General features: G+C 70.0%; 12 protein-coding genes. 2 read left to right on the top strand and 10 right to left on the bottom strand.

Annotated elements, in window-relative coordinates:
* Positions 1-50 precede the first annotated feature (50 nt).
* The 7 genes from AC0HS0_RS14255 to AC0HS0_RS14225 all read right to left on the bottom strand — a co-directional run bounded on the left by AC0HS0_RS14255 (position 51) and on the right by AC0HS0_RS14225 (position 8,537).
* Positions 51-1,115 carry a glycoside hydrolase family 130 protein gene (locus AC0HS0_RS14255; protein ID WP_472965000.1) on the bottom strand — a complete coding sequence of 355 codons (1,065 nt, stop codon included), beginning with the start codon at positions 1,113-1,115 and terminating at the stop codon, positions 51-53.
* Positions 1,116-1,156: 41 nt separating this feature from the next.
* Positions 1,157-2,167: a glycoside hydrolase family 130 protein gene (locus AC0HS0_RS14250; RefSeq protein ID WP_472964705.1), complete on the bottom strand. Its 1,011-nt coding sequence runs from the start codon at positions 2,165-2,167 to the stop codon at positions 1,157-1,159.
* 34 nt (positions 2,168-2,201) lie between these two features.
* Positions 2,202-2,957: a carbohydrate ABC transporter permease gene (locus tag AC0HS0_RS14245; RefSeq protein ID WP_472964999.1), complete on the bottom strand. Its 756-nt coding sequence runs from the start codon at positions 2,955-2,957 to the stop codon at positions 2,202-2,204.
* 176 nt (positions 2,958-3,133) lie between these two features.
* The gene (locus AC0HS0_RS14240; protein ID WP_472964704.1) at positions 3,134-4,090 is read right to left on the bottom strand and encodes a carbohydrate ABC transporter permease; all 957 of its coding nucleotides are present in this window, start codon (positions 4,088-4,090) and stop codon (positions 3,134-3,136) included.
* A gap of 2 nt (positions 4,091-4,092) precedes the next feature.
* Positions 4,093-5,400, bottom strand: coding sequence for an ABC transporter substrate-binding protein (locus tag AC0HS0_RS14235; protein WP_472964703.1), 1,308 nt, complete (start codon positions 5,398-5,400; stop codon positions 4,093-4,095).
* Between the two features lie 25 nt (positions 5,401-5,425).
* The gene (locus AC0HS0_RS14230) at positions 5,426-6,448 is read right to left on the bottom strand and encodes a LacI family DNA-binding transcriptional regulator (RefSeq protein ID WP_472964702.1); all 1,023 of its coding nucleotides are present in this window, start codon (positions 6,446-6,448) and stop codon (positions 5,426-5,428) included.
* 13 nt (positions 6,449-6,461) lie between these two features.
* Entirely contained in the window at positions 6,462-8,537 is a 2,076-nt protein-coding gene (locus tag AC0HS0_RS14225) for a hypothetical protein (protein ID WP_472964701.1), read from the bottom strand.
* 193 nt (positions 8,538-8,730) lie between these two features.
* Here AC0HS0_RS14225 and AC0HS0_RS14220 point away from each other — a divergent pair, with 193 nt between their 5' ends.
* Positions 8,731-9,852 carry a baeRF11 domain-containing protein gene (locus AC0HS0_RS14220; RefSeq protein ID WP_472964700.1) on the top strand — a complete coding sequence of 374 codons (1,122 nt, stop codon included), beginning with the start codon at positions 8,731-8,733 and terminating at the stop codon, positions 9,850-9,852.
* 18 nt (positions 9,853-9,870) lie between these two features.
* Here the strand turns inward: AC0HS0_RS14220 and AC0HS0_RS14215 are convergent, their stop codons facing one another.
* The 3 genes from AC0HS0_RS14215 to AC0HS0_RS14205 are packed head-to-tail and all read right to left on the bottom strand — an operon-like array spanning position 9,871 to position 12,466.
* Entirely contained in the window at positions 9,871-10,392 is a 522-nt protein-coding gene (locus AC0HS0_RS14215) for a DUF2017 family protein (protein ID WP_472964699.1), read from the bottom strand.
* The gene (gene clpS / locus AC0HS0_RS14210) at positions 10,389-10,691 is read right to left on the bottom strand and encodes an ATP-dependent Clp protease adapter ClpS (protein ID WP_472964698.1); all 303 of its coding nucleotides are present in this window, start codon (positions 10,689-10,691) and stop codon (positions 10,389-10,391) included. Before clpS ends, AC0HS0_RS14215 begins: the two co-directional genes overlap by 4 nt.
* On the bottom strand, positions 10,688-12,466 hold the full coding sequence (locus tag AC0HS0_RS14205) for a glycoside hydrolase family 15 protein (RefSeq protein WP_472964697.1): 1,779 nt from the start codon (positions 12,464-12,466) through the stop codon (positions 10,688-10,690). The genes clpS and AC0HS0_RS14205 overlap by 4 nt, the downstream gene beginning before the upstream one ends.
* A 29-nt stretch (positions 12,467-12,495) precedes the next feature.
* Between AC0HS0_RS14205 and AC0HS0_RS14200 the strand changes: the two genes are divergently transcribed.
* Positions 12,496-13,872: a glucose-6-phosphate dehydrogenase gene (locus AC0HS0_RS14200; protein WP_472964696.1), complete on the top strand. Its 1,377-nt coding sequence runs from the start codon at positions 12,496-12,498 to the stop codon at positions 13,870-13,872.
* The last annotated feature ends 16 nt before the right edge of the window (positions 13,873-13,888 follow it).

Raw genomic sequence — 13,888 nt, 5'->3', positions numbered from 1 at the left:
GGGCTGGTAGACGCTGAGCAGGTACTGGGACATGGTGGGATTCCTTCCTCTCACCGTCTACACGAACGGGAGGGCGTCGTCTCGACATCAGTCCCGGATTCGCTGCTCCGCTCCAGCCGGGCCACCCCGATCTTCGAGTCGGCCATTCCGTAGAAGACCCAGAGGGCGTCGTCGATCTGCTCGATCGCGGTGGGGAAGACGACGTTGGGCACGATCCCGCTGCGCTCCTCCTCGGTCTCCGCACTCAGCAGCGGCTCGGCGGTGCGTCGCACGACCCGCCACGGTTCGTCCGCGTCGAGGATCATCGCCCCGGCTGCGTAGTTGACGTTCTTCTGCTGATCGACACCCGGCTCGAGGTACCCGGTGACTCCGTGGTGGAGGAGCAGCCAGCCCTCCGGCACCCGGATCGGTGCGGGGCCCGCCCCGATCTTCAGCTCCTCGAACGGGAACTCCGGTCCGGCGAGGAACCGGTTGTGCCGCCATCGCGTGAGCTCGCCGAGATCGCTGCGCACGGCCTCCACCGGCACGAACGCGATCCAGATGCTCGGCCGCTTCTCGTCGAGCACGGCGGGAGGATGCGCGCCCTCTCCCGCGCGCACCTCGCCGAGATCCCACACCGGGCGATGCAGCACCGCCAGGCTCAGGACGCCGTCGGGACCCGTCACCGGCTCGGGGAAGAACACGGTGTCCTTGTTGTGGAACAGAGCCAGGTCGACTCCGAGGGCGTCGTCGTACTCGAAGCTCACCGGCCCGAGCCGCTGCCACTCCCGCAGATCCTCCGAGACTGCGACGGCGGTGCGCGGGCCGAGCGGCCCGTAGGCGACGTAGGTCATCAGGTGGAGGCCGAGCGCCGGCACGAACGTGGTGCGCGGGTCCTCCACCCCCGAGTTGCGCCGGCCGCGCTCGAAATCGCGATCGGGCGCCAGCACGACGCCCTCGCGTTCGACACCGACGGGAACGCCGTCCTCGACGACGACCCGCGCGAGCCCGACCCGGGAGACGTTGCCGGAGGCGACCAGCCGGGGGAGCAGATACAACTCGCCCGAGGCATCGCGACCGGACGCAGGGTTCAGCACCCCCTCGGCCTCGAACGGCTCGCCGCCATCCGGTGTCATCACCACGCCGGCGCGCGTCAAAGTGTAGGGAAACGGTGCAGTCACGGGGTGACCTCCTTGTAGACGTAGAGTTCGCGCTCGCCGCGGGGCGCATCCCAGCCCTGCGCGAACGACCAGCGGCCGTCGAGCCTCTGCAGGCCGCCCCAGGCGAGCGAGCCGCCGCGGTGGAGACCGAGCTGAGTGAACGGAGCCGCGACGGAGTAGTGCGCCTGGGCGGCGGCGAAGTCGCCGTGTTCGTCGGCGTAGAAGAAGTCGAGCACCAGGTCGTCACCGCGTACGACCGCGCAGGCGACTTCGAACAGGGTGCCGGGCAGTGGTGTCAGGTCGAGGTAGGGCTGCTCGGCGAACGTCCACGACACGAGGTCGTCGGAGTGCCCGATCATCGGCCTCCCGCCGCAGCCCTCGGAGAGATACATCAGGTACTCGCCGCCGATCCGCACCGCGCGGCCGTGCTCGTCGCGCGGGATGACGGCACCCTTCGCCCAGCCCAGCGAGACGTCGAGCGGGACGACGAGGCCGATCTTCTCCCACGTCACCAGGTCGTCGGAGACGGCGCCCATGATGTCGACCGCGACGTCGCCCTCTGCGGCATAGCGGATGGCGTTGTAGAAGAGTACGTACCGCCCGTCGGCCTCGTAGACCTTCGGGTCCTCGCAGCCGAGCGTCTCGTTGCCGAGCGTCGGGTAGACGACCGGGTTCGCCGGATCGTCGTGCCACGCCCCGTCCCGGCGCACGGCGTGCCCGATGCGGCTCGCCGTCGACTCCATCCGCGGCGAGGCGCGGTAGAAGACGTGCAGCTCATCCTCTCGTGCGATGAGCGTCGGGTTGAAGATCGCACTGCTCGTCCACCCGACGCCGGTCGGGTCGTCCCACTGGCCCTCCAGCCGGAACGTCAGCGCCGGGTCGCGCTCGAACGGTCCGATCGCCCAGGGGGGAGGGTCGTCGTAGTGGGCCGAGAACTGGTCTGTCGAGATGTGGTCGGTGAGGGCGTTGGTGTGACCCAGCGCCTCCTCGTAGCTGAGGCGGAGGGCGTCGGTGAAGGCGGCGTCCACTGTTCTCCTTGCGGTGTGTCGGTGAAGCGGCGGCTCAGCCCTTGACGGAAGAGCCGATGTCGGTGGAGGTGAAGTAGCGCTGGAACACGATGAACAGCACCACGACCGGTGCGGCGAGCACGACGGCGCCGGCGAGGATAGCCCCGTACGGGTTCGAGGTGGAGGCCGCGACCGTGCTGATGTAATTCGCCAGCGAGACGGCCAGCGGTTGCAGGCTCGCCTCCTTGGTGATCAGGAAGGGCCAGAGGAACTCGTTCCACGGGCCGATGAACGTCAGCAGCAGCACCGTGACCAGAGCCGGGCGCACCAGCGGGAGGGCGACCCTCCACAGCAGCGTGAACTCGCCGGCCCCGTCGACCCGCGCCGCGTCGAACAGCTCGCGCGGCAGCTGCAGGAAGTACTGCCGGAAGATCAGCACGGCCGCCGAGTTGATGGCGAACGGCAGGATCATCCCGAGGTAGTTGTCGGCCAGGCCGTAATTGCGGGCGATGAGCACGTAGAGCGGGATCATCAGCAGCTGGAACGGGATGGTCTGCACGAGCAGTGCGAGGGCGAAGGTCACACCGCGCCCGCGCCACTGCAGAATCGAGAGCGCATACCCGGCGAGCACGCCGAAGACGACCGTGCACAGCAGGACGCCTCCGGTGAAGATCCCGGAGTTGACGAGCCCGGTCCACAGGTTGATGCGCGAGTCGATCGCGGCATAGTTGTGCAGCGTCAGGTTCGCCGGGTTCGGGAACGCCCCCGCGACCGTCGTGTCGGGCGCCGCCTGCAGCGAGCCCACCAGCATGTAGTAGAAGGGGAACAGGAAGGCGATGGCCCCGAGCGTCAGCACGATCCCCTGCAGGATCGCCTGCGGCCGGCTGAGCCGGGTCGGGGCGGCGAGGTCGCGACGTCGGCGGCGCTCCCGGGAGGTCCGAGGACCTTCCGGCGCCGAGCCGGCGCCCGTGGTCTTGAGTGTCGTCATCAGTCGCGTCCTCCCGCGAATCGGTTCTGCAGCCAGCCGATGATCAGTACGAGGATCACCAGCACGACTCCGATTGCGGAGGCGTAACCCGGGTGACCCTGCTGGATGCCCTGCTGGTAGATCAGCAGCACCGGCGAGGCCGAGTGGCCGTCCGGGCCTCCGCCTCCGGTGAGGAGGTACGGCTCGGTGAACAGGTTGGCTCCGGTGATGGTGGCGAGCAGCAGCACCAGCACGGTGGCCGGCCGAACGCCGGGGACGGTCACGGAGAAGAATTGCCGCACTCGTCCGGCGCCGTCGGTCGCCGCCGACTCGTACAGCTCGCGCGGCACGTTCTGCAGGGCGGCCAGATAGAGCAGGATGTACAGGCCGAGCTGCTTCCAGGTCACGTAGATGGCGATGGTCGGCATGGCCAGCACCGGGTTGACGAACCACGACGGGTTCGGAGCGAGCGGCCCGAGGATCTGGTTGACCAGTCCCGTGCTGTTGAACAGGAACAGCCAGACGCCGATGATCGCGACGCTCGCCGTGACGTAGGGCACGTAGTAGCTCACCCGCAGGAAGGTGCGGAACCGGGTGATGCTGTTGAGCCCGCTCGCGAGCACGAGGGACAGCACCACCGTGAGCGGCACGTTGATGATGAGGAAGATCCCGACGTTCAGGAACGACTGCAGCACCGCAGGATCGGTGAAGACCTGCACGTAGTTCTGGAGACCCACGAACGGCTGGGTGACGTTCGCGCCGGGAGCCGCGAAGAAGTAGTCGAAGAACGAGATGTAGACCGCGTACACCAGCGGGTACGCGAAGATCACCAGGACGAAGACCAGGTACGGGGCGGCGAACAGCCAGCCGAGCGGGTTGCGGCCGAGGATGCGCTGCAGGATCGGTGGGCGCCGCCGCGGGGCCGTCCCGGCGGCGGGCTCGGTGCCCGCCGCCGGGGGAGCGGAGAGGGTGCTCATGGCTACTTCTGCGCCTGGAGCTGGTCGATCTTCTGGGAGGCCGACTTGAAGGCGTCCTCCACCGAGCCCGTGCCGTTGATCACGGCCTTGGAGTAGGCGTCACGCAGAGCCTGCAGCTGGGCGATGGTGTTGGTGCCCGTCGGGTCGTCCGCGGTGCGCTCGCTCTGGTTTCCGAACTCCTTGTACGCGGGGTGGGAGTCGAAGTAGCTCGAGTACACACTGGACACGTTGGAGCGGATCGGCATCTGCCCGGTGACGTTCAGCAGTTTGCCGTCCTGGTCCTTGGAGGTCGCGTACTTGATGACGTCCCACGCCGTGCCCTGGTTCTTGCACGAGGTGTACATGCCGATGTTCTTCGCGTCCGGGAACGTGTAGGTCTGGTCGGCCGACTTGCCGTCCTTGGTCGGCACGGGCACGGAGCCCCACTGCACCTTGTCGTAGACCGCGATGGCCCACGGGCCGACGATGGCCATGGCCGACTTGCCGTCCGCGAAGGCGTCGCCCTGGTACTGATCCTTGCCGGCGAGCCCGTCGGCGTAGACGGACTTCCAGAAGTTCGCCACGTCGAGCGAGTCCTGGCTCGTGATGTTCGACTTGCCGTTCTCGATGAACGTCTTGCCGCCGGTCTGCGCGGCCAGCAGCGGGAGGTAGTCGAAGTTCGGCTGGAAGAACTCACTGGTCGGGGCCGGATAGATCGCGTAGGGCGCTGCGCCCGACGACTTGATCTTCTGCGCGGCCGCGAGGAACTTGTCATAGGTCGACAGGTCCGGGCTGTTCGGGTCGATGCCGGCCTTCTGGAAGATGGCCTTGTTGTAGAAGATCATCACCGGGTTCTGCTTCCACGGCATCTGGTAGTAGTCGCCGTCGGGCGACTTGTACTGGTCCGCCGTCTTGCCGCTGCGGGCCTCGATGTAGGAGGCGCCGTCCGAGAACTTCGACAGGTCGACGAGGCCGCCCTGCTTCTGCCACTGACCGGTCGCGGCCGGGAGGTTGTTGAAGACCAGGCACGGGGTCGTGCCGGCGGTGATGGCTGCGCCGATGACCTCCTCGGTGGACTTGCCGGCCGGCACCTCCTGCGCCTTGATCTGCTCCTTCGGGTGCGCCGAGTTCCAGGAGGAGACCATGGCTTTGCCCCACTGCACCTCCTGGGCGTTGTTGGAGTACCAGATGGTGATCGGGCCGTGCGCCTTCATGGCGTCGGTCTGACCGCCTCCGTTGCTGGAGCCGCACGCGGCCAGGGTTCCGGCGACGACGCCGGCGCTGATGACGGCGACCGCGAGTCTGCGGAAGCCGGTGATGCGTTTGCGCATGATGGTTCGCTCTTCTTTCGTGATTTCAGTGACGCGGCGGCCGGGCCGTGGAGGCGCGGACCACCAATCGGGCAGGGGGCAGGGCGACATCGGCAGGCTCGCCGTCCTCCACCAGCCGCAGCAGTGCGGTGGCGGCGGCGATGCCCCAGCCGGCCGGGTCGTTGTCCAGCGTTGTGAGGGCCGGGTAGACGTACGTCCCGATCTGGGAGCCGTCGAGACCGGTGATGGACAGGTCGTGGGGAAGGCGGAGGCCGCGCTCGTGCGCGACCCCCATGCCTGCGATCGCCATCGGGTCGTTGCCGTAGACGATGGCGGTGGGCGGCTCGGCGGAGTCGAGGAGCGACTTCGTCGCCTCTGCGCCCTGTTCAGGCGAGAAGTCGGTGGAGACGACGATCGGGTCGAGGCCCGCGTCGCGCATTGCGCGCTCGAAGCGCTCGCGGCGGCGCAGGCCGTGCAGCATCCGCTCGTCTCCGGAGACGTGCGCGATACGGCGATGGCCGAGCTCGAGCAGATGCTCGACGAGCGCATCGATGCCGGAGTCGTAGTCGCGCGAGATCACCGGGAACGGGCTGCCGCCGGCCGGCTCGCCGAGCGAGACGGCCTGGGAGCCGTACTCCTGCACGAGCGGGATCCGGTGGTCGTCGGCGAGGAGGTCGGTGAGCAGGAATCCGTCCACGCGCTTGTCGACGGCGAGCCGCTCGTAGGCGCGGGCCTCCGCCTCATGGTCGGGAACGACGGTCAGCACGAGCACCTGGCCGCGTTCCGAGAGCACCGTCTCGACGCCGGCGATGAAGGCCGCGAAGAAGGGGTCGACCTCGATGGTGCGGGCGGCGCGGCGCAGCACCAGGCCGAGGGCGTAGGCCCGCCGGGTGGTGAGGCCGCGCGCGCTCGGGTTCGGCGTCCAGCCGAGCTCGTCGGCGGCGGCGAGGATGCGGTCGCGGGTCTCCACGGCCACGCCGGGCTTGCCGTTCAGCGCCAACGAGACGAGGCCCTTGCTGACGCCCGCCGCGCGGGCGACGTCGTTGATCGTGACATCCACCGGGGTCATCGGCACGTCCCCTTCATCGGCTCAGCACCGTCGTGAAGCCGCCGGGGACGACGGTGACCGTACCGTTGCCGTTCAGCGGGATCGGGGCGCCGACCTGGCGGCCCGCCCCGTCGTAGCGGGTAGCGAGAACAGGGCCGGAGCCGTTCAGGTGCTGCGGCACCGTGGCGGAGGTGCCGTTCACGTAGACGTCGAGGTGCCCGGTGCCGCTCAGGCCGAGGTGCGAGACCACCGGTTGCACGAGCACGGCGTCGAGCCGGGCGGTGCCGTGCACGGTCGCGGTGACGGTCGTCGCCGTCGCCGGCGCGGTCGTCGGCAGCGTCTGCGGCAGCAGGAAGACCGTGGTCGGCGCGATGCCCCGGGCTCCGGGCCGGACGTTCTGCGAGCTGCCGAGCGGAACGGTCCGGTTGCCGGCACGTGCGGTCCAGGAGGTCGTGCCCGAGCCACTGGTCGCGGTGCCGTCCGGGCCGAGGTCGGCGATCGGCAGGATGCGCACGGCCGGGTGCCCGGCGGGCAGCGTCATCGTGACGGTCGCGCCGTTCGAGGCGGCGACGTACGCGCCGCCCGACCAGTTGGCCGAGCCCGTCCACGCGGACGGCGGAGTGACGACGCTCGCGGGCCCGGTGAGCGTGCCCTTCTCGGCCTCCACGACCTGGAGGCCGTCGGTGGCCGACGTGCGGGTCAGCGACAGGGCGAGCCGCTTGATCGCCGGGTGGGCGTCGAGTGCGAGCATGCTGAGCTCGGTGTGGATGGTCGACTCGGCGCCGCAGTTGCGGTTGACGCCGCCGTCGCTGTTGATGCCGTCGACGCAGACGCCGGTGGCCGGATCGTAGACGGGCGTGCTCGCGGGGTTCGCGCCGAAGTACCAGGCGGCTTGGGCGCCGGCGAGCGTCGCGAGGCCTCCCGCGCCCGTGGCGTCGCTCGCGGCGACGAGGCCCTCGATCCGGGAGTCGACGCCATACGCGATCTGCGTCCGGTCGGCGGGCGTCGGCGTCCACCCGTTGTCCGGGCCTCCGGTGGCGAGCAGCTGCGCCGTGAACTGGGCGAGATCGGTGCTGGCGGCCTTCTGGAGGCCGGCGTCGTGGAGCTGCGTCGCCGCGGCGGTCAGCGCGGCCGGCTGCATGCCGCCCCAGGCGTGCCAGAAGGTGGGGGAGTTGGCCTCGGGCAGAAGCGCACCGAACGGCCACTGGCCGACGCCTCCGGAGGAGAGCCCGGCGATGCCTTGCGCGTAGCGCCGCAGGTCGGTGCGCGCCTGCGCGTCGCGCGGAGCGGCCGCTGTGTAGGCGCTCAGCCCGAGCACGGCCTCGGCCGTCGGGCTGGCGCTGTTCACGATGAGCCAGCCGGGCACCGTGACGCCGTTCGCCTTCTCGGTCGTGCCGTACTTGGTGAGCGACTGCCGCTCGAGCGACCGGAGCGACAGCGACATCCGCTGCTGCAGGAACGACGCGAACGCCGGGTCGGCGTCGCGGAAGCCCGCGTACCCCTCGCCCAGCGCCCAGACCGTCCGGGCCAGCCAGAACGACTCGGCCGAGTCGCTGGGGTCGGGCTGCTCGGCCGGGATCGCCGACCGGTTCAGCGTGCCGTCGTGCTGCTGCCACAGCACGACGTTGCCGGCGTTCGGGCCGGAGTCGACCTGGAGGTAGGTGAGCTCGCGCAGCAGCTCGTAGGCGGAGGCGCGGCTGGAGGCCGTGCCGTTCTGCTTCCAGTCGCGCAGGTACACGACCGCGGCGCGTGAGATGTCGTCGGCGTCGAAGGATCCCTGCGCGTACCAGCCCTTGGCGGCATCCGTGATCGGGCCTCCGCCGACGCGCGTGAAGCTGCCGTCGGAGTTGCGGTCGGCGTACACCCACGGCGCGCGGGCGGTGGACTCGCTGCTCTGGTTGTACGTGGTGTGGCCCGCGACCCCGGGAAGCAGGGGGACGTCGTCCAGCAGGAAGTCCAGGTGGGCGAGGTTCGTCAGCGTGGGGGCGGCGGGGGCCGCGGACGTCGGCGCGGCGTCGGCCGGCGCAGCGCTCGCGGGAAGGGCGGGCACGAAGGCGGCGGAGGCGAGCAGTGCGCCCGTCGCCGCGGCGAGGATCCGATTGCGCTTCATTGCGATGTTTCCTTCGTGAGTGGCCCCCGAAAGGGTGTCGTCTAAACCGGTTTAAAGGACGGTAGGCGCGGTTAGCGGGTCTGTCAAGCCGAAGCCTTGGGAGGACGACCGCGGGGGCTTGTGCCGCTCAGGACCCGCGACGAGACTGGGCGGACCGGCCGCCGACGTCCGGCCGGACGACCGAGGAGGAAACGTGGAGTACAAGGACATTCCGACCAAGGCCGATATCGAGCGGATCGCCTCGCTGCGCGAGCCGGGCTGCGTCAGCATCTACCTGCCGACGGGCACCACGCCGCCGGAGGCCGACCGGGCCCGCATCGAGCTCAAGAACCACCTGGGTCTCGCGGTGAAGTCGCTGGAGGCGATGGGCATCGACCGTGCGAAGATCGGCCGCATCCAGGCCGAGGGCGAACTCATCCTCGAAGACCGCGACTTCTGGCGGTACCAGTCGCGTTCCCTGGCGGTGTTCCTCGATGGTGAGATCGCCGAGACCTTCCGCCTGCCGAACCGGCTGACCTCGACCTGCGAGGTGGCCGACCGGTTCTACATCAAGCCGCTCCTGCGCGCGGTGACCTTCCCGCAGTCCGCGCTCATCCTGGCGCTCGCGCAGAATTCGGTGCGGTTGATCCGCATCGACCCGGAGGCTCCGCCCGCGCTGGTGGAGGTCGAGGGCATGCCGAAGAACGTCCCGGCGGCGGTCGGCCTCCCGTCGGTCAGCGGACGCACGGCGTCCGGCCGCGTTCAGGGCTCCGAGGGCCAGAAGGTGCGGATGCTGGAATACGTGCAGGCGATCGAGCGGGCGCTGCACCCGTTGCTGGCAACCTCGACCGAACCGTTGATCCTTGCCGCTGCGGAGCCGCTGGTGGGGATCTTCCGCGGGGCGACCGACTATCCGCGTCTGGTGGACGACGTCATCGCAGGCAACCCGGAGGAGAAGACGGAAGAGGACCTGGCGAGCGCCGCGCGCGGCGTGCTCGACCGGCTGTACGCGGGCAAGGTCGACGCGCTCAAGGAGGACTTCTCGACCCGCATCGCCGGAGGCACCGCGCTTGTCGACCTCAGCGACATCGCCCGGGCCGCGACCTACGGTGCCGTCGAGACGCTGGTGTTCGACATCGACCGGCGGGTGCCGGGCTCGCTCGACGACGAGACCGGCAAGATCGCCTACGGCGACGACGACAGCCCGGGCAACTACGGCGTGGTCGACGAGATCATCCGGCGCTCGCTGGCCTCCAAGGCGAAGGTGTACGCGCTACGGGCGGAGGACGTGCCCGGCGGAGGCGCCGTCGCCGCGGCAGTCCGCTTCCCGGTCTGAGCGCCCGAGAGCAGCGCGTCAGCGGCGGGAGGCGCGGGTGAGGGCGAGCACGAGGAATTCCTGCACGGCGGCGAGCCAGTCGTAGACCGCGCGCCGGGTGGCCGACTCCAGGTCGTGCACGTCGCCTTCGTCGCCGTCGTGCTCGATGCCCAGCCCCGCGGCGAGGACCAGCCGGATGTCGGTGAGCGTGCGGAGCCACGCCTGCGCCTGCGCGTCGTCGAGTCGCACCTCCACCGCCTCGCCTCGCGCGGAGCCCAGCGAATCGAGCACGGCGCGGGCGTTGTCGGCCTTGCGCTCCGCGATCCGTTCGGCGGTGAACCGGCGGAACTCGGCCGAGGCCTCTGGATCGTCGGGGTACGCGTCGGGAAGCAACCGCGCGAGAGCGGGGTCTGCGTCGGCGGCACCCGGCCCTGCCCCGTCGGCCGCACGATCCGCGCGGCCGGCGGCGTCCGCGGCGAACCGGCGCAGCACGTCCACCTCCGCGGCCTCGAAGCGCGCGTGCACGCCGCCGCCGTGGCGGTCGGCGCGGAACGGCCTCACGCGTCCGCCTTCTGCAGCGTCGCCCACAGGCCGTACTCGTGCATGGCCTCCACGTGCCGCTCCATCTCCTCGCGCGTGCCGGTCGCGACGACCGCACGGCCTTCGTTGTGCACGAGCAGCATCCGCCGCTGCGCCTCCGCCTTGGAGAACCCGAAGTAGCTCTGGAAGACGTAGGTCACGTACGACATCAGGTTCACCGGGTCGTTCCAGACGATGGTCACCCATGGCGAGCCGAGCTCGAGCCGTTCGCCGAGGTCGACCTCCTCCTCCGTCTCGGGCTGCGTGACCGCCGTCGTCACGACGAGTGCACCTCCGCGATGGCGTCGGCGGCCCGCACGAGCGCCAGGTGGGTGAGCGCCTGCGGAGTGTTCCCGGCCTGCGAGCGGCCGTCGACGTCGTACTCCTCCGAGAGCATGCCGACGTCGTTGGCGAGCGTGAGCAGCCGGTCCATCAGCCGGATCGCGTCATCGACGCGCCCCGAGCGCGCGTACTGCTCCACCAGCCAGAACGAGCAGGGCAGGAACGGCTGCTCGCCGGGAGGCAACCCGTCGACGCCCTTCTCTGTGCGGTACCGCAGCGCGAGGCCGTCGCGCAGCAGGTCCTCCTCGATCGCCTTCACGGTGCCGAGCATGCGGGGATCGTCGAAGTCGCAGTAGCCGACCTGCGGCATCAGCAGCAAGGAGGCGTCCACCTCGGTCGTGCCGAAGTACTGCACGTAGCTCCCGCGATGCTCGTCGAAGCCGTTGGTCTCGACATCGGCGCGGATCTGGTCGCGCAGGTGCCGCCAGCGCTCGACCGGCCCGTCGAGGTGATATTGCTCGACGGCCCGGATGGCGCAGTCGAACGCCGCCCAGACCAGCACCCGGGAGTGCGTGAACATCTTCGGATCGCCGCGGATCTCCCAGATCCCGTGGTCGGCGTTGCGCCAGTTGTCCTCCAGGAAGCCCATCAGCGCCCGCTGCAGCGCCCACGAGAACCGCGTCTCCTGCACCCCGGCCGCACGGCCGCGATCGAGGGCGAGCATCACCTCGCCGATCACGTCCGCCTGGAACTGGGTGGAGGCGTCGTTGCCGATGCGCACCGGATGCGCGCCCTGATAGCCCGGGAGGCTGTCGATCTCGCGCTCGGCGAGGTCGCGTTCGCCCGAGAGGCCGTACATGATCTGCACGTCGCCCGGGTCGCCGGCGATCGCGCGGAGCAGCCAGTCGCGCCAGTGGTCGACGTAGTCGTTGTAGCCGTGGGCGAGCAGCACGGCGATCGTCAGGGAGGCGTCGCGCAGCCACACGTAGCGGTAGTCCCAGTTGCGCTCGCCTCCGAAGCTCTCGGGCAGAGAGGTCGTCGCGGCCGCGACGATCCCACCGGTCTCGAGGTGCGTGAGGGCGCGGAGGATGAGGAGGGACCGCACGACCTCGTCGCGGTACGGCCCGTCGTGGGCGCAGCCGGAGGCCCAGTCGGTCCACCACGCGCGCGTGCGCTGCAGCGCGTCCTCCACGTCGAGCGCCGCCGGCGCGTCGCGATGCGACGGGAACCACGTCATCGAGAGGTCGACGGTCTGCCCGGCGTGCACGGTGAACGTGCCTTCGTGCGCGTGATCGCTCGCGTGCAGGGACGAGCCGCGGAAGACCAGTCCGTCCGGTCCGGCCACCGCCACCAGCGCGGCCGGTTTCTCGTCGGTCGTCTTGCGCACCCACGGGATCGCGGTGGCGTAGCCGAACCGGATCCGCAGTTCCTCGTGAAGTTCGACGTGCCCGCTGACGCCGCGAATGCGCCGGACGATGTCGGCCCGGTGGTCGCCCATCGGCATCGCGTCGACGACCTCCACCTCGCCCGTGGACGTGTGCCAGCGCGTGACCAGGATCATCGTGTCGCGCTCGTACTCGCGGGTGCTGCTCGCATCGGGATCGGCGGGGGCCAGCAGCCAGCGGCCGTGGTCCTCCGTGCCCAGGATGGCCCCGAACGTCGACTGCGAGTCGTACCGCGGCAGGCACAGCCAGTCGATGCTGCCGTCCCGTCCGACGAGGGCTCCCGTGAAGCAATCACTGATCAGGGCGTAATCCTCGATGGGGAGCGACATATCCCCAGTATGGCCGTACTGTGAAGCCCATGACGCAGACCGTGGGCACTCTGGTGATTCTCGGAGCGAGCGGCGATCTGTCGTCCAGACTCCTGCTCCCCGCGGTCGGGCAGCTGCTCACGCACCACCCCGAACGGCGCTTCCAGCTGGTCGGCGCCGGCGCCGAGGAGTGGTCGGAGGCGAAGTGGCGCTCCACCGTGCGCGCCTCCTTCAAGACGACCAAGGCGAGCGGCCCAGCGGTCGACGAGGTGCTGAAGAGCACCCGGTACATCTCGGCCGACGTCACCAAGCCCGACGAGCTCCAGCGGATCTTCGACGCGTGCGAGGGTGCGCCGGCCCTCTATTTCGCCCTCCCGCCGGCCATCACCGCCAAAGCGTGCGACGCCCTGTCGAAGCTCACCCTGCCCTCCGGGCTCACCCTCGCCCTCGAGAAGCCGTTCGGCACCGACAAGCGCACGGCCATCGCACTGAACAAGCGGCTGGCGACCCTGGTGCCGGAGGAGCGCATCCACCGCGTCGACCACTTCCTCGGCAACTCCACGGTGCTGAACCTCATCGGACTGCGCTTCGCGAACAGCATCCTCGAGCCGGTCTGGAACGGCGAGCACATCCAGACCGTCGACATCGTCTACGACGAGACCCTCGGGCTGGAGGGCCGCGCCCGCTACTACGACAACGCCGGCGCGCTCATGGACATGATCCAGAGCCACCTGCTGCAGGTGCTCGCCATCTTCGCGATGGAGCCGCCGTCGGCGCTCGACGCCACCGATCTGCGCGACGCCAAGGCGACCGTGCTGCGGGCCACGCGGGTCTGGGGCGACGACCCCACCCAGGCGAGCCGGCGGGCCCGGTACACCGCGGGGACCATCGACGGCCGCAAGCTGCCGGCGTACGCGAACGAGCCGGGAGTCGACCCTGCGCGCAACACGGAGACGCTCGCGGAAGTCACGGTGCAGATCGACAACTGGAGGTGGGCCGGCGTGCCGATCACGCTGCGGTCCGGCAAGGCGCTCGGCTCGAAGCGACGGGAGATCCTGATCACCTTCAAGCCGGCCAGGCACATTCCCCGCGGGCTGCGCGGCCACGACGAGCCGACGATGCTGCGGATCGCTCTCGCCCCGGACGCCATGTCGCTCGAATTGAACATCAACGGCCCGGGAGACCCGCACGAAATCGAGCGCGTCGCGCTCAGCGCGGAGTTCGGCCCGGGTCAGCTGCTCGCCTACGGCGAGGTGCTGGAGGGCATCCTCGACGGAGATCCGTCGCTGTCGGTTCGCGGCGACACCGCGGTCGAGATGTGGCGCATCGTGGCCCCGATCATCTCCGCCTGGAAGAAGGACGAGGTGCCGCTGCAGACGTACCGGGCCGGCTCCGACGGCCCGTCATCCTGGAAGCACATCGGCTGAGCCGGCGTCGAGACGG

This window comes from Leifsonia sp. PARNA 1/14, assembly GCF_055720965.1.
This window is presented reverse-complemented; position numbering and strand designations above follow the sequence as displayed.